This window comes from Fibrobacter sp. UWH5 (genome assembly GCF_900142505.1).
In the GTDB taxonomy this organism is placed as follows: domain Bacteria; phylum Fibrobacterota; class Fibrobacteria; order Fibrobacterales; family Fibrobacteraceae; genus Fibrobacter.
In genome coordinates this window covers 272,822-292,745 of sequence record NZ_FRBB01000001.1, presented here as the reverse complement: position 1 = coordinate 292,745, position 19,924 = coordinate 272,822, and the positions used below count along the sequence as shown (strand labels likewise).

At 51.8% G+C, this 19,924-nt stretch carries 13 protein-coding genes; 6 read left to right on the top strand and 7 right to left on the bottom strand.

The genetic code is table 11. From position 1 onward, the window contains the following. Positions 1-218: 218 nt before the first annotated feature. Complete coding sequence (locus BUB38_RS01265; protein ID WP_073155950.1) at positions 219-2,966, top strand: valine--tRNA ligase; 2,748 nt, start codon at positions 219-221, stop codon at positions 2,964-2,966. Positions 2,967-3,063: 97 nt separating this feature from the next. Here the strand turns inward: BUB38_RS01265 and BUB38_RS01260 are convergent, their stop codons facing one another. From BUB38_RS01260 to BUB38_RS01245, 4 genes are all read right to left on the bottom strand, one after another. Next, positions 3,064-4,635 carry a M16 family metallopeptidase gene (locus BUB38_RS01260; RefSeq protein ID WP_083541821.1) on the bottom strand — a complete coding sequence of 524 codons (1,572 nt, stop codon included), beginning with the start codon at positions 4,633-4,635 and terminating at the stop codon, positions 3,064-3,066. Between the two features lie 46 nt (positions 4,636-4,681). Then, the gene (locus BUB38_RS15925) at positions 4,682-4,849 is read right to left on the bottom strand and encodes an HIRAN domain-containing protein (protein ID WP_139258148.1); all 168 of its coding nucleotides are present in this window, start codon (positions 4,847-4,849) and stop codon (positions 4,682-4,684) included. Between the two features lie 93 nt (positions 4,850-4,942). Further along, positions 4,943-5,776: an aldo/keto reductase gene (locus tag BUB38_RS01250; protein ID WP_073155947.1), complete on the bottom strand. Its 834-nt coding sequence runs from the start codon at positions 5,774-5,776 to the stop codon at positions 4,943-4,945. A gap of 80 nt (positions 5,777-5,856) precedes the next feature. Beyond that, positions 5,857-6,768 carry a cation diffusion facilitator family transporter gene (locus BUB38_RS01245; protein WP_073155945.1) on the bottom strand — a complete coding sequence of 304 codons (912 nt, stop codon included), beginning with the start codon at positions 6,766-6,768 and terminating at the stop codon, positions 5,857-5,859. A gap of 680 nt (positions 6,769-7,448) precedes the next feature. On the opposite strand from BUB38_RS01245, the gene BUB38_RS01240 reads away from it, so the two are divergent. Both BUB38_RS01240 and BUB38_RS01235 read left to right on the top strand, forming a co-directional pair. Beyond that, complete coding sequence (locus BUB38_RS01240; RefSeq protein ID WP_254794860.1) at positions 7,449-8,822, top strand: efflux RND transporter periplasmic adaptor subunit; 1,374 nt, start codon at positions 7,449-7,451, stop codon at positions 8,820-8,822. Between the two features lie 243 nt (positions 8,823-9,065). Then, positions 9,066-10,550, top strand: coding sequence for a PHB depolymerase family esterase (locus BUB38_RS01235; RefSeq protein WP_073155939.1), 1,485 nt, complete (start codon positions 9,066-9,068; stop codon positions 10,548-10,550). Positions 10,551-10,733: 183 nt separating this feature from the next. On the opposite strand, the gene BUB38_RS01230 is transcribed toward BUB38_RS01235, so the two are convergent. Further along, on the bottom strand, positions 10,734-11,675 hold the full coding sequence (locus BUB38_RS01230; RefSeq protein ID WP_073155937.1) for an aldolase catalytic domain-containing protein: 942 nt from the start codon (positions 11,673-11,675) through the stop codon (positions 10,734-10,736). Between the two features lie 391 nt (positions 11,676-12,066). On the opposite strand from BUB38_RS01230, the gene BUB38_RS01225 reads away from it, so the two are divergent. After that, the gene (locus tag BUB38_RS01225; RefSeq protein ID WP_249269437.1) at positions 12,067-14,154 is read left to right on the top strand and encodes a glycoside hydrolase family 9 protein; all 2,088 of its coding nucleotides are present in this window, start codon (positions 12,067-12,069) and stop codon (positions 14,152-14,154) included. A 249-nt stretch (positions 14,155-14,403) separates the two neighbouring features. On the opposite strand, the gene BUB38_RS01220 is transcribed toward BUB38_RS01225, so the two are convergent. Together BUB38_RS01220 and mnmE are read right to left on the bottom strand one after the other, a co-directional pair. After that, positions 14,404-15,285 carry a GRP family sugar transporter gene (locus BUB38_RS01220; protein WP_073155934.1) on the bottom strand — a complete coding sequence of 294 codons (882 nt, stop codon included), beginning with the start codon at positions 15,283-15,285 and terminating at the stop codon, positions 14,404-14,406. Then, on the bottom strand, positions 15,275-16,657 hold the full coding sequence (gene mnmE, locus BUB38_RS01215; protein WP_073155932.1) for a tRNA uridine-5-carboxymethylaminomethyl(34) synthesis GTPase MnmE: 1,383 nt from the start codon (positions 16,655-16,657) through the stop codon (positions 15,275-15,277). Before mnmE ends, BUB38_RS01220 begins: the two co-directional genes overlap by 11 nt. A 193-nt stretch (positions 16,658-16,850) precedes the next feature. On the opposite strand from mnmE, the gene BUB38_RS01210 reads away from it, so the two are divergent. Beyond that, the gene (locus tag BUB38_RS01210) at positions 16,851-17,846 is read left to right on the top strand and encodes an aldose 1-epimerase (RefSeq protein WP_073155928.1); all 996 of its coding nucleotides are present in this window, start codon (positions 16,851-16,853) and stop codon (positions 17,844-17,846) included. A gap of 181 nt (positions 17,847-18,027) precedes the next feature. Continuing rightward, positions 18,028-19,908, top strand: a complete 1,881-nt coding sequence (locus BUB38_RS01205; protein WP_073155925.1) for a glycosyl hydrolase — start codon at positions 18,028-18,030, stop codon at positions 19,906-19,908. Positions 19,909-19,924: the final 16 nt, after the last annotated feature.

The window sequence follows — 19,924 nt, the reverse complement described above, 5'->3', positions numbered from 1 at the left end:
ATGCTTACTACATTCCTTATTGTCCTTGGGATTCTAACATTACTCGGAGCTGGCAGCGCCGAAGACGCCTGCCTGATCACCTTATTAATCAAGGTCATTCCATTTCTTCTTATTCTAGGAGGGATTTTTGTGCTTATGACGTGCAGCCATTAATGTCAAAAAACGCGATATTATCTAAATTTGCCCGCATTAAGAAATTATTTGTGGAAATAGGTATTATGGAAACACGTTATAATTCTTCAGAAGTTGAAGCCCGCTGGCATGAGACCTGGGCTGAAAAAAATAGCTTTGCACCTAGCGGTAAGGGCGAACCGTTCTCTGTCGTCATTCCGCCTCCTAACGTGACCGGCGCCCTGCACCTGGGCCACGCCTTGAACGACACCCTTCAGGATATTTTGGTACGCTACCGCCGTAAGACCGGTCGCGACACCCTGTGGATTCCGGGTACGGACCACGCCGGTATCGCAACCCAGGCTGTTGTGGAAAAGCGCCTGTTCCAGGACGAACACAAGACCCGTCACGACATTGGCCGCGACGCTCTCGTTGAACGCATCTGGAAGTGGAAGGAAGAATACGAAGCCCGCATCACCAAGCAGCTGAAGAGCCTTGGCGTGAGCTGCGACTGGAGCCGTCAGCGCTTCACCTTGGACCCCATCTGTGCCAAGGCTGTTCGCCACGCATTCTTCAACCTGTTCAAGAAGGGCCTCATCTACCGCGGCAAGCGTCTGGTGAACTGGGATACCAAGCTCCAGACCGCCGTTGCCGACGACGAAATCTACTACGAACATGTGAAGGGTCACTTCTGGACCTTCAAGTATCCTCTGGCCGACGGTTCGGGCTTTATTCCCGTTTCTACCACCCGTCCCGAAACCATCATGGGCGATACCGCTCTTGCCGTGCACCCCAGCGACGAACGCTATGCACAGTTCATCGGCAAGACCCTGAAGGTTCCTTTCGTTGACCGTGAAATTCCGGTGATCGCAGACGCAATTCTCGTGGACAAAGACTTTGGTACCGGTTCCGTGAAGGTGACTCCGGCACACGACCCCAACGACTATGCTACCGGCCTCCGTCACAAGCTCCCCATGATTAACATCATGAACGACGACGGTACCTTGAACGAAAACGCTGGCAAGTTCCAGGGCATGAAAGGCCAGGCAGCTCGTGAAGCTGTGGTTGCAGGTCTCGAAGAACTCGGCCTCCTCATCAAGGTGGAAGACCACGAAATGGACGTGGGCCACTCTGACCGTTCCAAGACTGTTATTGAACCGTACCTCAGCGACCAGTGGTTCGTGAAGATGGACGTTCTTGCCGAAAACGCAATGAACGCTGTGAAGTCCGGCGAAATCAAGATTATTCCGGAACGCTACGCCAACAAGTATCTGGATTGGCTTGGCGAAAAGCGCGACTGGTGCATTAGCCGTCAGCTCTGGTGGGGCCACCGCATTCCTATCTGGCACACCGACGCAAGCGAAGAAGAACTGAAGGCCGTATTCGGCAACCGCGAAGACATTTTCTTCTACAAGGCAGAAAACGGCGGCTACCTGGTCTGCTCTCAGGAAGAAAACCTTGCAGAAGACGCAGTTCCGGGTCACGTTCTCAAGCAGGAAGACGACGTTCTGGACACCTGGTTCTCCAGTGGCCTCTGGCCCCACTCTACCATGGGTTGGCCAGAAAACACCGACACTCTTAAGAAGTACTACCCCACTTCCGTGCTGGTGACCAGCCGCGACATTATCACCCTCTGGGTGGCTCGCATGGTGCTGTTCAGCCAGGAAAACATGGGTACTATTCCGTTCCACACTGTTTACATCCACCCGAAGATTTTGGACGGCAATGGCATGACCATGAGTAAGTCCAAGGGTAACGGCGTGGACCCCATGGACATCGAAAAGAAGTACGGCACTGACGCGCTCCGCTTCGTGATGGCCAGCCTCTGCACCGACAACCAGGACGTTCGTCTGCCGGTGAAGAAGGAAAAGCAGGAAGACGGTACCGAAATCAACACTTCCGAAAAGTTCGAAATCGGTCGTAACTTCTCTAACAAGATTTGGAACGCTTGCCGCTTCCTCTACCCGCAGCTGGAACAGGCTGGCGCTCTTGCCGCTGAACTTCCCATGGACAAGAATTTGTTTGCACTGGAAGACAAGTGGATCCTCAGCCGTTTGCAGACCACCATCAAGGATGCTACCCGCATGCTGGAAGAATACCACTTCGCAGAACTTGCCGGCTTCCTCTACCGCTTCGTGTGGGATGACGTTTGCAGCCAGTACCTGGAAATCAAGAAGGCTGTGATCAACCAGGAAACTCTGGACGCCGAAAAGAAGAACGCCATGGCCATCCTCAGCTACGTGCTGAAGAATGTGCTTGACCTTCTCCACCCGGTAATGCCCTTCATCACTGAAGAACTGAACAGCATCCTGTTCCAGGGTTCCGAAATGGTGATCAGCCGCCCGTGGCCCACCGCTGATGAATCTCTCATCAACAAGGACATCGAAGTTGCATTCGACCAGGCATTCGCCGTGGTGGAAGCAGTTCGCGGTGTCCGTGGCCGTTACAGCGTTTCTCCGGCAACCAAGCTGAAGGCCGTTGTTTCTGTGGACGACGCAGCAACCGAAGCTTCCGTGAATGCATGCCTCGCCATCATCACCGAACTGGGCGGCATTGAAAGCATTACCGTTGGCGTTAAGGCTGAAAAGCCCAAGTTCAGCGCCAGCGCCGTTGTGCCCGGTGGCGAACTCTTCATCCCGCTGGAAGGCATCCTTGACCCGGCTGCAGAAATCGCACGCCTCGAAAAGGAAATCGAAAAGGCCAAGAGCTTTGCCGCATCTATCGAACGCAAACTTTCCAATGAGAAGTTTGTTTCTGGTGCCCCGGAAGCCGTGGTCAACGCCGAACGCGTGAAGCTCGCAACCCAGCAAGATATCATCGCTAAGAACCAGAAAGCTCTTGAAGAGCTGAAGTAATTCAACGCGGTCTTTAATGCGAAAAAGAGGAAGTTCCCAAGGAACTTCCTCTTTTTTTATTTCAGGTTTGCGGTTTTAATTTCCGACTTAACCCATTTTATTTTTTGTCAGATTTTTTTGCAGCCTTTGCTGCAGGTTCCACCGTTTTTACAGCAGTGGGTTCTGCAGTTTTCACAGCCGTTTCTGCTGGCTTTGCAGCCACAGGCTTTTCTTTCAGCAGCAGGCCTGCAACGCTGTGATCGCGGACGAAGGTCTTCTGGGCGGCTTCCTGCACAGAGGCGGCGCTAACCTTGTTCAGTTCGTCGGCCCAGGTGAGGTACATGCGATAGTCGCCGAACATTTCATACCAGGCCAGATTGGTTGCCACGTTTTCCATGTCGGTAAGGCTACGGACCAGGCCAGCGTAGGCACGGTTCTTCACCTTCTGGAATTCACGTTCGCTAACCGTTTCGGTCTTCAGTTTTTCCAGTTCTTCCCAAACGATAGCTTCCACCTTGGCGGGGTCGGCATCGGGGCGCATGTTCACGGTGACGCTGAATTCAGACACATACTTGTTGGGGCTGTTGCTTGCGCCAGCATTCACCGCCAGCTTTTCCTGTTCCACCAGACGCTTGTAAAGTTTGCCGCTGCGACCATTCAGCACGCCCTCGGCAATATCCAGAGGGTAAAGAATCGGGTCGCCCACTTCGGGAGTCTTGAACACCAGAGTAAACAGGTTGGGAGCATCGGGGCGCTTTACCGTCAGGCGCTTTTCGCCAGCCTGTTCCGGATCGCGGATGGTCAAAGGCGGAAAAGCTTCGCCGGCAGGAATATCCGCAAAATACTTCTTCACCATTTCCATGGTAGAGGTGGTATCCAGGTCGCCAGCCAACACCAAGATGGCATTGCGGGGCTTGTAATACTTGCGGTAATGTTCGTCGGCCATTTCGCGGGTCAGGTTGGCAATATCACTGGGCCAGCCAATGGTAGGCACGCGATAGGGGAAGGCCTCGTAAATCAGGGAATTCAGACTTTCGTAGTAGCGGCCCGTGGGCTTGTCGTCGTAACGCATGCGGCGTTCTTCGCGGACCACATCACGTTCGGAATAGAATTCACGGAGCACCGCATTCTGCATACGGTCGGCTTCCAGCCACATGAACAGTTCGATCTTGTTCTTGGGCAAGGTCACAATGTAAGCCGTCATCAAGTCCGTGGTAAAGGCGTTCAGCCCAGTACCGCCGGCGGCCTGGTAAGCGCCCCACAATTCATCCTTCACAAAAATCTTGCGGTGTTCGTTCACAATGGAATCGTGCTCCGCAGTCAACTTGCGGACCGTGGCCGTATCACCTGCATTCTTTGCCGGACGAATCAAGGCCTGCAGACTATCCTGCAGTTCCATAAAGCGGACATCGGCGATGCTATCCGTAATGCCTACCTTTTTGGTTCCCTTGAACAGTTCATGTTCCAGCAGGTGAGCCAGGCCAGACTTTCCCGGAACCTCGTGGACAGAACCCGTCACATAGAACAGGCGGCAGCTCACCGTAGGAGCCTGCTTATTGGGGTGCAAAAGAACCGTCAGACCGTTAGGCAAAACTTCCTTATGCACGGCAAGATTCACTTCGGCAAAAGCACTGGACACGCAGCAAGCCAAGGCTGCGCACACGGCAAAATTCTTGAAAGAAAACTTCATACCCCGAAGATAGCATTTTTGATTGAATACGCCAAAGAGATACCCCCTAATCTTCCATATACAAATCAATAGTTACATCCGGAGTCATGGCGTACCAACGATTTTCATGAACAGACGCATAAACCATCTTTCCCGCATCCATCAAATTGGCCACCACAACATTATTTTTCCGGGGAACATAACCAAGCTTATTCCCTTGAGAATCCTTGACCATGATAGCATACTTATCATGTCATTCTTTGAAGCAAAAATCAATTCCGAGGATTATATCGACTTACTGAAATCCCGAAAAAGTTAAGATGTTTCTTTAAATTTCAGGCATTTCCAGCAGCTGTTCCATATCGGCGGCACTGATTTCAAAGTCCAGGGCGCCGTTTTCGCGGATGCGTTCGGCGTGGGTAGACTTGGGAAGCGTCACCAGGTTCAACTGCAGGCAGAAACGGTTTGCCAGCTGGGGCACAGACACGCCATACTTCTTGGCCATCTCGCACACCGCAGGAACGTTCATCAGGCGGCCCGTCGCATTGGGCGAATAAGCCTCCACGCGGATTCCGTTGTAGCGGCAATACTCGATCAGTTCCAGAGGCACATGGCCAATGTGAACGCGAATCTGGTTCACCACCGGCTGGACCTTGCAGTTATCCTGGATGTTCTTGATATCGTCAATGCTGAAGTTAGAAACACCGAGGCAGCGGATTTTGCCCACGTCGTAGGCGGCTTCCATGGCGCGCCACACTTCCAGATTCTCGGCATTGTAAGAAGGCGCATTCGGGTCCTTCATTTCGATCCAGGGTTTGGGCCAATGGATCAGCATCATGTCGATATGGGGCGTAGCCAAACGTTCATAGCTTTCTTGAATAGACTGTTCCGCCCCCTTGTAGCTCTTGACTTCGGCGGGCACCTTTGTGGTCAAGAAAATACTTTCGCGGTGGATTCCCGTCTTTTCGAGGGCAGCCTTCAATCCGGCGCCAACCCCAGCCTCGTTACCATAAACAACGGCGGTATCGATATGCTTATAACCTGCATCGATGGCGGCCACAACAGCGTCGGCTGCAACATCGTTCGGGGTTTGCCAAGTGCCAAGGGCAACTTTCGGAATACGGGCACCATTGCTCAGTTTGAAAACTTCATCTAAAACCATGCACGACTCCTTTGAAGGCAAGTTTTCTAGAGAAATCTATACCATTTCGGGGCAATATGCAATTTGCACAGAAAAATTTTTTACTTGAAGGCCTTCTTGGGGTCGAAGGGGTCTACGTGGACCATGGCATCCACCACATTTTCGCCCGCTTCCAGGATTCGGCGCTCCACTTCTTCGGAAAGATCATGGGCAGCCAGGAGGGTCATATCGGCAGGAACCACAATATGCAGGTCCACATGAAGGTCACTACCCACAAAGCGGGTCCTGAAACCATGGATACTAATGACGCCGGGAGTTTCAAGGGCTAACGTTTTTAATTTCGTCGCCGTTTCCTCAGGGGCACCAATATCTGCCACCTGGTGAATTCCAGGCCAGGCAATTTCGTAGCCCGAATGCAGAATAAAGCAAGCCACAATCAGAGCGCCCACGGAATCCGCAAACCAAAGTTCCGGGAACAGGATGCCGATCCCCACCGCAATCAACACGGGAATAGAACTGTAGGCATCGCTGCGATGGTGCCAGGCGTTGGCTTCGAGAGCCTGACTGCGGATGTTCTTGCCCGCCTTGCGCGTATAACGAAACAAGCCCTCTTTAATGGCAATGGAAAGTGCCGCCATAACAGCAGCAATCCATTCCGGATGAGACGCGCCCTCTTCTCCCAATCGCAGGGTCTGAATGGCATCGTACCCAAGCCCCAAGCCAACAGCGCAAACCGCCACACCGATCCCCACAGAAATCAGGGTCTCGAAACGGCGGTGGCCATAAGGGTGGTTAGCATCCGGCGGACAGTTCCACAACTTGGAACCCGCAATAACGGCAATATCCGTCAAAAAGTCAGACGCACTATGAATAGCATCGGCAATCAAGGCCTGAGAACCACCGATAAAACCGGCGAAGAACTTGCCCACAGACAGAGCCACGTTCCAACCCAGGCCAACCCAGGTCACATGGCGCACTTCGGCGCTGTCATCTTGCTTAACGATGCGAGTCATACCCCTAATTTAGCAACCTGTTCAAAAAAAGACTAGGACTAAGGGGAAAGGAAGGACATAAACTGCGGGGTAGATATGAGTGAACAATGGATAGTGGGGTGTCGTCCTGAACATTCGCAAACTGTCATTCTGAACTTGTTTCAGAATCTCATAAACGCACGAGACCTTGAGCAGTTTAGTTATGAGTTATGAGTTGTGAGTAGTGAGTGGTGAGTAGTGAGTAGTGAGCTAAAAGTAAGGCGCCTTTGGCGCGACTATAAAAACTCATAGCTCACAACTGAAAACTCACCGCTGGTAAGGGCGCCTCCGGCACGATTATAATAACTCATATCCGATATCTAGATCCTTCGCTTCGCTCTAGATGACACTTCATATCTTGTATCTCGTATCTGCTTTCTAGCCATAAATACCAGGGTATACGTGTACGCAATAGCGGGTTCAACCCATGAATACATGGCAATGCATAAGTGCAATAGTGAATTTGCAGAACTTTTACACGGGTTTGCATCTGTGCAATTGCGCATCAAAAGAAGGAAACACCGGGTATGTTTCAAATTAGTTCCTCAGGGGACAATTAAGCGTCTCCCGCCAGCGTCTTTCTTTGCAACGAATCCCCTTGCCAGCGCATCTAAATAGCTGTAAAAAGTCTAATACTTTCTAAATTTTCTCCGTAAAGTATGATGAAGCTATTGAAATTCTTAATTGTAATCGCCATTTTGGCGGGCGTTGGCTATGGAGTCAAGACGTTTGTGTTTGACAAGGGGGCCGAAGCGAAGATTGCCACCTTGGTCACTTCGGAAGTTACCCTGGCCACCATTTCTACCACTATTTCTGCAACAGGTTCCCTGGAACCCGTAGACCAGGTGGAAGTGGGCACCCAGGTTTCTGGCGATATCAGCAAGCTTTTCGTGGATTTCAATTCCAAGGTCAAAAAGGGACAGGTCATTGCGGAGCTGGACAAGTCCAAGTTACAGGCCACCTTGAACCAGGCCGAAATCGCCTACAAGTCAGCCGAAAACGATTTTAACTACAAGACAAAAACTTTTGAACGTACCAAGAAGTTGGCCGAAAGCAACAGCGCCAGCGCCGTGGAACTGGAATCTGCCGAGTACAGCGTAAATGCAGCCAAGTTCACCATGGAACAGCGCAAGAACGAAGTGGCCCAGGCCCGCCTGAATCTCAGTTACGCCACCATCAAGAGCCCCATTAGCGGCGTAGTTTTGAAGCGCGCCGTAGACGTGGGCCAGACCGTGGCCGCCTCCATGAGCACCCCCACCCTGTTCATTATCGCAAAGGACTTGAGCCAAATGAAGGTTATGGCCGACGTAGACGAAGCGGATATCGGACAGGTAAAAGCCGGCCAGCGTGTTGAATTTACAGTGGACGCATTCCAGGACGACAAGTTCAGCGGCAAGGTTCAGGAAGTACGCCTGAACCCCACCACCACAAGCAACGTGGTGACTTACACCGTGGTTATTACCGCCGACAATCCGGATCAGAAATTGCTGCCGGGCATGACCGCCACCTGTACCATCGTAACGAAGGAAGTTCAGGACGCCATTTCCATTCCGGCAAAGGCATTGAAGTTTACACCCAACGAAAGCACTCCCATGGCGGACTTCAAGGATATGCCACGCCCGCCTATGCCTCCCGAAGGTTTCGGCCCGCCGCCAGGATTCAAGGAAGGCGAAATGCCCCCGCCGCCCCCGGGAATGGATGGTCCTCCTCCTGGCGGTCCTGGTGCTGGCGGCCCTCCCCCGGGAATGGGTCCCGGCGGTCCTGGCGGATTCGGCAAGGGTGGCTTTAGCGGAAAGCGTAAGCCCGGCAAGCAGAAAGGCAGAAACATGGTCTGGGTCAGCGTCAACGGGAAGGCTGCCCCCCGCCCCATCAAGATTGGCATTAGCGACGGCGTGAACGTGGAAATCCTGAAGGGTCTAAGCGTTGGTGACGTCGTGATTACCGGCCAGAAAATCGAGACCGAAGTCAAGGCCGAAAAGGAAAAGGCAAGCAGCCCCTTTATGCCTGGCCCTCCGGGAAAACGCAAGAAGAAATAATCCCACGCAGACCAGGATCTGCGCGGCAAGAGAGAGAGAAAGTCTTCGCTACGGCGGAGACTTTTTTATTATTCGGGAACATTATTCCCGAAGGAAACGCAAACGAGAACAACCACCCCGTTTTTTCTTAATGTCAGTTTTATTTATCATCTTTTTCCAGGGGATTCTCTGCGTAATTATTCTAACTTGAGTTTGGTTTTGTAAATCAAGGTGCGTTCGGGATAAAACTCTAAAGGAGATTTTATGTTTTTGAAGCATGCCCTGGGTGGCGTTCTTGTCACCGCAATTGCAGCTTCCGCGTGGAACCTTGACGGTACCGTGGTCAACACAGACAACGAGCCTCTGGAAGGCGTTAACATCACCTGCTACAACTATGGTGGCTACACCGCAACAAGCGACGCCCAAGGAAGATTTTCCATCGGCGATAAAATAACGACTGCAATTGCAGACGCCTCTATTCAAAACAAAATTGCCGTAGCCAAAAATGGAAACGTCTTGAGCATTGCCAACCCCAGCGGTAATTCCTTCAAGGTTTCTATGATGGACGCTCTTGGCAAGATGATGATGCAGCAGGAGTTCAATTCACAGAACACCTCCATCGACATTCAGAAATTCGCTGGTCAGAAATTCATGATTCTGAAGGTGTCCAGCAATAGCGTAAACGACAACTACATCGTAAGTCGCGGTGCCTTGATGAAGGCTGGCGACCCTCTGCCCTACTTGGCATTCTCTCTTACCGGATACAAGATTTTCAGCTATACCATGGCCGAAGAGGAGGAAACTGGAAAAGTCTTTACCTTGGAAAAGCAGGACTTGACAGCATCCAGTTCTTCTATGACTTGGGAGCAGCCTAGCTCTTCTTCTATGACTTGGGGACCGGCAAGTTCCGCATCCCAGAGTTCCGCCTCCACAGCAAGATCCAGCTCCAGCGTCGAACTGATTGTAAATTGCGCCAGCAAGACTGCAAAGGCCGGCGATCAGACCATGAGCGTAAACGTAGATGGACAGACCCGAACCTTCATCATGCACGTTCCCAGCGCCTACAAGGGCGACAAGGCAGTCCCTCTGGTCATTGACTTCCACGGTATCGGCGGTAATGGTCAGGGACAGATGGGCGGAACCCAATTGAGGGCTCAGACTGATCCTGAAGGCGTCATCTCCCTGTACCCCGACGGAGCAAGCGCAGCCTGGAACGTAGGCCCCTGCTGCTCTACCGCAGACGACGTAAAGTTCACCCGCGAAATGATCAAGGCGGCCAGCGAATCCGCCTGCATCGACAAGAAGCGCGTGTACGCCAGCGGCTTCTCTATGGGCGGTGGCATGACCAATCATCTGGCTTGCAACTTGGCCGATGAACTGGCCGCCGTGGCACCTTCCGCAATGGACCTGAATACCGTCAACAGCGCATCCTGCAACCCGGCTCGCCCCATTCCCATTATCATGTACCGCAGCACTAGCGATGGCGTCTGCGTCTATCAGGGTGGCGACAGCGGTCGCGGCGACGGCCTGAACTTCCTCGGCGCCGAAAAGAACTTCACCTTCTGGGGCCAGAAGAATGGCTGTACCGGCAACCCCACAGAAAGCCGAGACGGCAACGTCACCGTGAAGGAATACTCCAACTGCATGGACGGCGTGAAGGTTGTATTCCGCAACGATCCTAACGCAGGCCACTCCTATGCTGACGGCAAATCTGCCTGGGCATTCCTGAAGCAGTGGCAGCTGCAGTAATCAAGAATTCATCTACTCCTTCTAACAAAAAATCCCGAGTCCGTGAATGAAAACGGAACTCGGGATTTTTTATGAAGCGACTCTCGGCTCTTAATCGTGGGACTCTTGCCCCGCGGGCTGCGAGTCTACGGCCAAAGGTTTTGTTATCCAGGCAAGTTTACTTGCCTGCGCACCAAAACCTCTTTAGTCGTTCATCATATGGTTGTAGAACTTGGAGTAGTTGTCCTTGTCTTCGGTCTTGCGGACGGCGATTGCATCCTGCGGGTGACGGTTCAGCATACCAGTGATCATCTGCGGAATGATGTAGCCCCATTCGTACTTGGCCTGGAGCGGGAGGAACAGTTCCTGGTAAGCATCGAGAACCGGACGGAGATCGTACTTGGGGTTCTTCAGGAAGCCAAGGAGAAGTTCGGTGGTGCAGTTGCCAGCGCCACGGCCCATACCGGAAACGGAACCGTCCAGGAAGTCAACGTGGTTGATGATAGCCTGAATGGTGTTAGAGAAAGCCAGCTGCTGGTTGTTATGACCATGGAAGCCGAACTGCTTGTTCTTCACGATGCCACGGTAGCGAGCCATTTCCTTATCGATGTCTTCCTGGTAGAAGGCGCCGAAGCTGTCTACGAGGTACAGAACGTCAGCCTTACATTCTTCGTTCACCTGGTGCAGAGCTTCATCCAGTTCCGGACCGCGGTCACGGCTAACAGCCATGATGTTCAGAGTGGTTTCGTAACCCATCTGGTTGAAGGCGTTCACCATTTCGATACCCTTGTCGATGTTCTTCACGTAAGAAGCAACGCGGAACATCTGGTAGGGGCTTTGGTCAGCGGGCTTCACAGCGTCCATGTTCACGCGGCCCACGTCAGCCATCACGGCCATCTTCATCTTGGAATCGATGCCGTCCTTCACCTTCCACAGCAGATCGTCATCGCAGAACTTCCACGGACCGTATTCCTTGGGGTCGAACAGTTCCGGAGAGTTCTTGTAACCCATTTCCATGTAGTCGACGCCAGCGGCGGACAGGAGGGTGTAAAGACGACGGACGAATTCCAGGGAGAAGTCGTGCTTGTTGACGAGACCACCGTCGCGGATGGTGCAGTCGAGAACCTTAATGCTTTCGTAGTACATAGTAGCTTATAGGTTAAAGGTTAAAGTGTAAAAGTTAAAGGGCCTGCGGCCCGATTTCTTATGAGGGTAAAGGTAGATTAATAGGTGGGTTCGCACAAGGGGACAGCTAACCTAGAGAAGAACTTTATGCATTTTAAACGCATTTTTTGCGTTAATAACACCCTAACACCCTATTTTTGATGGTATTCAGGACATTACAAAAGCATAAAATCACCTCATTTTCAACACAATCCATAGAATCCATCAAGGTCAACAAGCCTATGACGGGCCAACCCATCTTTATTTTAACGCAACTTTTGCGTAATTATTAATCTAAAAGGTTAGCTTTGTTCTCCCGATGTCCATCCATGCCCTTTTAATCTTCTTGAACTACGGAATTAAATTTTATCTCATGAGAACAAAGATTTTTACCGTATCGACTTTAGCAGCGCTGGCCTCCATCGCCAACGCAGACAACGCCTTTTACTACAACCAGGTGGGTTATGACGTAGGTCAGCCCGTTTCCGTTATCGTGGAAAGCGACAAGAACCTGGAAGGGGTCAACTGGACTTTGTTCGGCGGCGGTTCCGATGGAACGCTGGGCGGCAGCATCAAGGGCGGAACTTTTGGCGCAGGCGTCAATCCGGATAACTGGAGCAAGAACGGCAAATACTATGTCATCGACTTGGGCGATTCCCTTAAAGCAGGCACATACTACGTCAGCGTCAACGAGGGCTCCCCTTCTACATCAGATTATTTCGTGGTTGCAGAAAACGCCCTGGCCGCCAACACCTTGAAGTCCGTGATGGATTACTTCTACAAGGATCGCGCCGACAAGGATCCTATCGTGGGCTGGGACAAGAGCGTTCCTCTGGAAGGGAGCGGCACCAAGGTGGACGTTCACGGCGGTTGGTATGACGCCAGCGGCGACGTGAGTAAGTACCTTAGCCACCTGTCTTATGCAAACTATTTGAACCCGCAGCAAATTCCGCTAACGGTGTGGGCCTTGGCATTCGCCGCAGAAAAAATGCCCGCCGCATTGAGCGCCAATCCGTCTACCGTTACCGCAGTGGATGAAGCCATCTACGGCGCAGACTTCCTAGTCCGCATGCTGAGCGAAGAAGGCTACTTCTACATGACCGTATTCGATAGCTGGGGACAAGCCGACCGTAGCGTCTGCGCCTTTAGCGGAAGCGAAGGCACAAGAAGTTCCAAGTACCAGACCGCATTCCGCGAAGGTGGCGGCATGGCGATTGCAGGCCTTGCCCGAGCCTCTATGCTGAAGAAGAACGGCGACTACACCAGCGAACAATACCTGGCCGCAGCAAAGAAGGGCTTTGAACATTTGCAGTCCAAGCAGTCTATTGGCGGAAGCTGCGCCTATTGCGACGACGGCAAGGAAAACATCATCGACGATTACACCGCGCTGTTGGCAGCAATGGAACTATATAGCGCAGGTGCTTCATCGGAAAAACATGACTACTACAACGAAGCCCTCAAACGCGCAGAACACCTGATTGACCGACTCAGTGATGAAGGATTCTTCTGGAGCGATGACGCTAAGACTCGTCCCTTCTGGCACGCCAGCGACGCAGGGCTTCCTCTAGTCGCGCTATGCCGTTTTGCAGAGTTAGCACACGAAATGGACTTGTGCCCCGGTGGCGGTTGCGCCTCCCGCGAACTTCCCGTGGTTAAAGACGCTATCAGCAAGCATCTAAACTGGCTTATCTCCGTTACAAACGAAGTGGGCAATCCCTTCGGTTACGCACGTCAAACCGCCAAGACACAAAACACCATCAAGAACACCTTCTTTATCCCCCACGATAACGAAAGTAATTACTGGTGGCAAGGCGAAGACGCTCGATTGGCCAGCCTTTCTGCCGCAGCCGTATACGCAACAAAAGTTCTAGGAGACACCCCGAACAAAAAAGAAATCAACAAGTACGCTACCGATCAGCTGGACTGGATTTTGGGAAAGAACCCTTACGGCGTGTGCATGATGTACAAGAAGGGAAAGAAGAATCCCGCCATCTATGATGGATCTTCCAATTACGACGCCACCCTCGAAGGCGGTATCGCCAACGGCATTTCCGGATTGAACACAGACGGTAGCGGAATCGTGTGGGACGACGTCAACGCCATTAACGGAAAATCTTGGGACAACTGGCGTTGGATTGAACAGTGGCTCCCCCACAGCACTTGGTACCTGATGGCACTAGCCACCCGCTATGACGAAGTGACTCGAGAAGCAACAGGCGCAAAGGACGGAATCGTTACTCAAATCGCAACAGGCTTCAACATGAGCCTGAATGGCCGAACCCTGATTGTAAACCTGCAGAATGCAAAGTCTTCTAGTATCCAGTTGACAGACTTGAAGGGCCGCAAAGTCATGAACCAGCCGGCAGTTGCAGGCCATGCCACTCTGAACCTGCAGACTCTGAAGAGCGGCGTTTATATGGTGAAGGTAGGTAATACCGTAAAGAAGATTGCCGTCAAGTAAGGTCGCTCAAGAGTACTCACTCAAAAAGGCAGTGGAAAGAGTCCTAGACAGGAGAAATCCACCGCCTTTTTATTACGTTATCCACAAAATAAGGTAAAACACATACAAAAATAGCTCCCAAAGGAGCAATTTTCACCGCTACGGTCCAAATTCGCGTAGGATTTTTACACACAAAATAAAGAAAAGGCAGTGGAAAGAGCTTCAAACAATGGTTTTCCACCGCCTTTTTCGCGTACATCCAAGATTCAATTACCCCTTGGAAAGGGTCAAGAGCACTGCGCCGGCGAGAATTACAAATGTCGCCAGCAGAAGTTTGATGCGTTCCTTGGCAGTCTTGTATTCGCCAAAGACAATCACACCCCAGCAAAGGTTCACCAGCAAATTAAGCTGAGTCAAGGGATAGCCAACGGCATATCCCAAGGAACCGCCTGCAGCAATAGGAGCGATAGCCCAGAAGCAACCGTGCATGCCAAAAGTCCAAAGGGCACCTGTACCCACGCAAATGAGGCTTGGCACCAGCGGGAAATCAAATGCCTTCTTACGTTTGAGCATGAGGATACCCACCAGAATCTGGCTTCCCACAAAGATGCCGATAGAAAGGGGGCACATAAATTCCAGGTCGGAAAGCTGAAGGCCATGGGCAGTCGCTATTTTGAAAGGTATGAGGTAAGTACCGAAAACAAAACCGCCCAAAAAAGAACGCCAGTTCTTAAAAACGGAGCCTCCTGAGGAAGGCGTCAAGCGGGACAGGCCCACCAGAAAGCATACAATCGCCGGGATGGACAACGCAAAGTTGGAAGGTTCTCCAAACAGCAGAACACCGGAAAGGAAGGAAGCCAGGATGCTCACTCCCATGGCACGGACACCTGCTCCAGCAAGGTCAGCCTCGGCTTGAACCGCCCAGAAGCAGAAAGCCCCGCCTGCCACCCACAAAAGACCGCAAAGCAGGCCCATGGGGTTCAAGTTGAAAGATCCTGTCACAAAGGCAATCACCAGGGAACAAATTAACGCCCCCGTGGTCATCATGGAAAGGAAGGACCAGGAAGAATAGGAAGACCATTTCTTCAGCGGCACCATGTAGGAGCCAAATATGAAAATGGCGAGCAGCGCGCCGATATAACTATTTCCCAATGCAGAACCCCGCAAAGATGGATTGTAAAACGTCTTCAGATGAGATTTCGCCGGTAATGCTCTGGAGGGCGCGGCGAACGATTTGCATTTCAAAGGCCAGCAGTTCTACTGCGGGATTGGAACGCAACTGTAGAAGCACGCGATCGATGCCGGCAAGAGCTTCTTCGAGGCAGGCCTTTTCGCGTTCGCTTGTAATCCAGAGGTCTTCGGAATTTTCGCGATTCTTGAAAAGGCGGGCGTTGAGAGCGGATTTAAGTTCAGCGAGACCTGCGCCTGTTTTTGAAGATATGGCAAGTTGCCCCTGAACCGAGTTCAGAGCGACATCCCTAGAAAGGTCAGCCTTCGTTTGCAGAACAAGATCCGGATGAACATTCATGCCTACTGGATCCTTCACCCCTTCGGGGTTCAGGATGACGCTAGTTGTTCCATCAACTAACAAGATTTTCATATCCGCTTCAGCCAAAATTTGCTTACTCTTTTCCATGCTTAAGGCATCCAGAGCGTCGGCAGCCTTTTCGGCAAGGCCAGCGGTATCCACCAGACGGATTTCGCCACCATCCAGGAACAGACGGACTTCCACGAAGTCGCGGGTGGTTCCCGCAATGTCACTGACAAGAATACGGTCTTCACCTAGCAATGCATTTACCAAGCTGGACTTACCTGCATTAGGGGCTCCATACAAGACCACCAGAGGCAAGCGGCCCACTTCAGCCTTGCCGCGGAAACTATCCAGAATTCCCTGAACCGACTGGCGAATGGCCACAAAGCGGGTTTCCCAGCCAGCGTAATCCGGATCCGCCTCTTCTTCGGCGAAATCCACATCCAGTTCCATGCGGGCAGAAATATCCTTCACCTGCTCGGTGAGGGCAGAAACCTTTTTAGAAAGGGCGCCTCCCAGCAAACGGTGGGCGTTTTCCAATTCGGAACGGTTTGCGCTGTGAATCACGTCAGCCACAGACTCCGCCTGGGTCAAGTCCATCTTCCCGTTCAAAAAAGCTCGACGGGTATATTCACCCGGTTCAGCCAGGCGCACCCCCTCTACCATTCGGCAAGCCTGAAGCAGGTCACGGACAATTAGGGGATTGCCATGGGGGTAAAGTTCCAGGACATCTTCGCCAGTATAAGAATTGGGACCTTCAAAATACAAGTACAGCAGACTATCAATCACAGCCCCGGCACGGCATCCACCTTCAACAGAAGCTGGCCACTTGGCTGTACCCAGTTTTGCCATGTGGGATTTAAGCCCAGCCACGGCCTTTTCACCAAAGAGGGTCTTCACCACGGATTTCACCTGGGGGCCGCTGACACGAATGGCAGCCACGGCACTTACGCCGTTGGGGGTCATCGGGGCTACAATAGTCTGTTTTTCCATGGTGTGAAAAATAGAAATTCATTTTTCTCTGTCCAATACAACAAAATGGACCATTGACGGAATTGTGTTAACTGTGATTTACGGCAAATCATGCTTACAAAAAACTTCCACAAATTGGCAAGACTAATACATTTTTATTACTCGGCTATATTCACTATTGGAATGCTGATTTTATTATCTAGATTCCCTACATATGAGTCAGTTCAAGATTATTTCTCGCCCCCTGGGTACTGTCCAGTGTTATGTATTGCAGCGCGATGACGGTGCAGAATTCGAAATCCTTAGCGGCTACGGTGGAGGCCTTAACGCCTGGCGCGTACCCGTAAATGAAAAACACGGCGAACTGCTTGATCTATTGTTCGGTTACCGCGACGGTTCCACCATCCACCAGGTGGGCCCTGATACCAACGCCGGCTGCCGACTGGCCCCCTTCCCGGGAAGAACCGGTTTTGCCAAATTCAACTGGAACGGCAACGAATACCAGCTGGAAAACAACGTTAGCTGGGCTCCCCACGCCCTTCATGGTTTCTTGCAGAACAGGGAATGGACTTTCCAGAGTTTTGAAAGCGATAACGACTGCTGCACAGCAGTATTCACTTGCGACTGGTCTGGCGCCTACGCCGGCTTCCCCTTCCCCTTCCGCGCCACCAACACCATCATCTACACAGGTGAAAAGGTGACCATCTACTCCAAGGTCGAAAACCTGGGCCAGAAGGACATGCCCTATTCCGAAGGTTGGCACCCCTACTTCAGCCTGGGCGAAAAGATTGACGAACTAACCCTCTCCATGCCTGTGACAAATCTGGCCGTGCTGGATTCCGCAGACCTCCCCACCGGCAACTTCAAGGAAGACACCCGTTTCGTCCCGTCTCGCAAGATTTCCGATGAATTCATCAATGACTGTTTCTGCCTGGGCAAGGAATTCGCCCAGACTCCCGCCGATGCAGATTTCATCAACAACGCACACGTTTTGCTGGAAAGCGAGAAGTACCTGCTGGACATCTGGCAGCGCGCCGGTATCGAACAGTATAACGCCATCCAGATGTACACTCCCCCCGACCGCATGAGCATCGCCATCGAGCCCATGACCACGGAACCGGATGCCCTGAACCATCACCGCGGTCTCATCGTGATTCCTCCGGGCGAATCCCGCACTTTTGAGTTCGGCTTCAACTTTATTGAGAAATAGCTTTTCTATTTCGCAACACACTTAAAGAAAATGGCTTTTTTCGAAAGAAAACGCCATTTTTTTCATTAAAAAGTTTGTTGTGTTCCATTCAACGTTATTACAACATAGAACATCAAAAAAAGAATTCTCTCCTCTCAGGAATATAATTTTAGTCAAGTAAATCTTTTTGTATGGAGTGTTTATGAATATCAAGAAATCCCTCTTGGCATTTGGCTTGGCTGCAACTGCAGCTATTCTGACAACAGCATGCTCAGACGATTCTAGCAGCGGTCCTGAAGAACAGACTACCGTTGTGGGAGATGATCCCGCCGCCACACCTAGCGACAGCACCGGCACACCTTCTGGCACTCCTACCGACACATCTAACACGACCATCGATACCACTGCAGTATCTGACAACGGAAACGAAGGAAACAACACTCCGATTACCAACGTGCCCGGAACCTTCAGCTACGCTCCGGTTACAGAAGGAGCTACTGCTAGCGCCCAGAAGCTTTACAACTTCCTCGCCACCAACTTCGGTTCTCGTACAGTTTCCGGTGTTCAGACCGGTGACGTCAACACAGCCACCGTCAAGGAAATGATCGACGTCAAGGCCGTATACGAAGCCGCAGGCAAATATCCCGCGCTGGTGGGTTTTGACTTCCTGTTCGCAAACGGTGTCAATGCCGGAGATGCATGGTACAAGAGTTATACAAAGATGGCTGTGGAAGCAGCAGCGGACCTTTGGAAGCAGGGCGGTATTCCGGCCTTCTCCTGGCACTGGAAGGACCCCAGCCACGCTATCGACGCCTTCTACACCAAGAAGGGTAACGCCAGCGAATTTACCACTTTTGACTACGCTGCAGGTTTTAAGGCAGGAACCACCGAATGGGATGAAACATCCGAAGCCTACCAGCAGATTGTCGCCGACATTGATGAAATTTCTGAATACTTCCTCCAGCTTCAGGAACAGGGCGTAGCTGCAATCTTCCGTCCCCTTCATGAATCCGGTGGAGCCTGGTTCTGGTGGAGCGCCACCGACAAGATGCACCAGGGCGCAGAATACGCAGCCCTTTACCGCCTTGTATATGACCGCATGGTCAAGGTCAACGGTGTAAAGAACCTGGTATGGGTGTGGAATGCAGAAAAGACAATCTTCAGCGATGCAACGTGGGATCCGGGTAGTGCCTATTACGACGTGTTCTCCGTAGACATCTACAACAAGTCCTATGACTATCAGAGCAACGCAGCTGTATTCAGCAACATGAAGACTATTCATGGCGACAAGATCATCGCACTCTCTGAAAATGGTCCTATCCCTGACGCATCCCTGATGCACGCCGACAACGCCGTCTGGAGCTGGAACATGCCTTGGTATGAAAGCTGGGACGGCAAGTACGTCAGCAAGACCAAGAACACCGTCTGGGCAGCAAACCTGGCAGATCCTTGCGTATTCGCCCTGGAAGACATGCCCGGTTGGGACAATTACACCATCAGCAACGCTCCTGCAGCAGCATGCGTCGTCGGATACGCCCTTGCAGACCTGGATACCGCCGTTGAAAAGGCACCCCTCGTGCTTCCTGAAGACATCGCCACCAATGGATACTTGCAGGTTGTCATGACAGCAAGTTCTCCAGAAGACACCGTTCGCGGCAACGTAGTCCTCCACGGAGGTTCCGTCGTCGACCTGTCCAAGGCAACCAAGCTCACATTCAATGTTGACAATTCCAATAACGGAGACGGTCTGTGGTTCACCATCGCCTTCATGGACTCCAAGTGGAAATGGGCTCAGCCCGACGGCTGCTGGATTAACGGCGGCGCCAAGGAAGCCTGTGAAATTGATCTTGCAACAACAGCCGCAAACCAGACCGTTCTTGAAGGTGAAGAACTGACAGCCTATCTCGCAGACGTTTCCACAATCCTCCTGGAAATTTCCACCCCGGGTGTAAACGGAACGATTTTCTACGACGATGTTGTCGCAGACGACGGAACAGCTTTGAGCGATTTCAACAAACCCGCCACAGTTGAAGTCCAGGAAGGACAGTTCATGGACGCAGCCATTATCGGTGGCGCACAGTAATCCCTTTTTCTACAAA

Coding starts and splice junctions, on each gene's coding strand:
- BUB38_RS01265 (WP_073155950.1), top strand. CDS start 219: ATGGAAACACGTTATAATTCTTCAGAAGTTGAAGCCCGCTGGCATGAG.
- BUB38_RS01260 (WP_083541821.1), bottom strand. CDS start 4,635: ATGAAGTTTTCTTTCAAGAATTTTGCCGTGTGCGCAGCCTTGGCTTGC.
- BUB38_RS15925 (WP_139258148.1), bottom strand. CDS start 4,849: ATGGTCAAGGATTCTCAAGGGAATAAGCTTGGTTATGTTCCCCGGAAA.
- BUB38_RS01250 (WP_073155947.1), bottom strand. CDS start 5,776: ATGGTTTTAGATGAAGTTTTCAAACTGAGCAATGGTGCCCGTATTCCG.
- BUB38_RS01245 (WP_073155945.1), bottom strand. CDS start 6,768: ATGACTCGCATCGTTAAGCAAGATGACAGCGCCGAAGTGCGCCATGTG.
- BUB38_RS01240 (WP_254794860.1), top strand. CDS start 7,449: ATGAAGCTATTGAAATTCTTAATTGTAATCGCCATTTTGGCGGGCGTT.
- BUB38_RS01235 (WP_073155939.1), top strand. CDS start 9,066: ATGTTTTTGAAGCATGCCCTGGGTGGCGTTCTTGTCACCGCAATTGCA.
- BUB38_RS01230 (WP_073155937.1), bottom strand. CDS start 11,675: ATGTACTACGAAAGCATTAAGGTTCTCGACTGCACCATCCGCGACGGT.
- BUB38_RS01225 (WP_249269437.1), top strand. CDS start 12,067: ATGAGAACAAAGATTTTTACCGTATCGACTTTAGCAGCGCTGGCCTCC.
- mnmE (WP_073155932.1), bottom strand. CDS start 16,657: ATGGAAAAACAGACTATTGTAGCCCCGATGACCCCCAACGGCGTAAGT.
- BUB38_RS01210 (WP_073155928.1), top strand. CDS start 16,851: ATGAGTCAGTTCAAGATTATTTCTCGCCCCCTGGGTACTGTCCAGTGT.
- BUB38_RS01205 (WP_073155925.1), top strand. CDS start 18,028: ATGAATATCAAGAAATCCCTCTTGGCATTTGGCTTGGCTGCAACTGCA.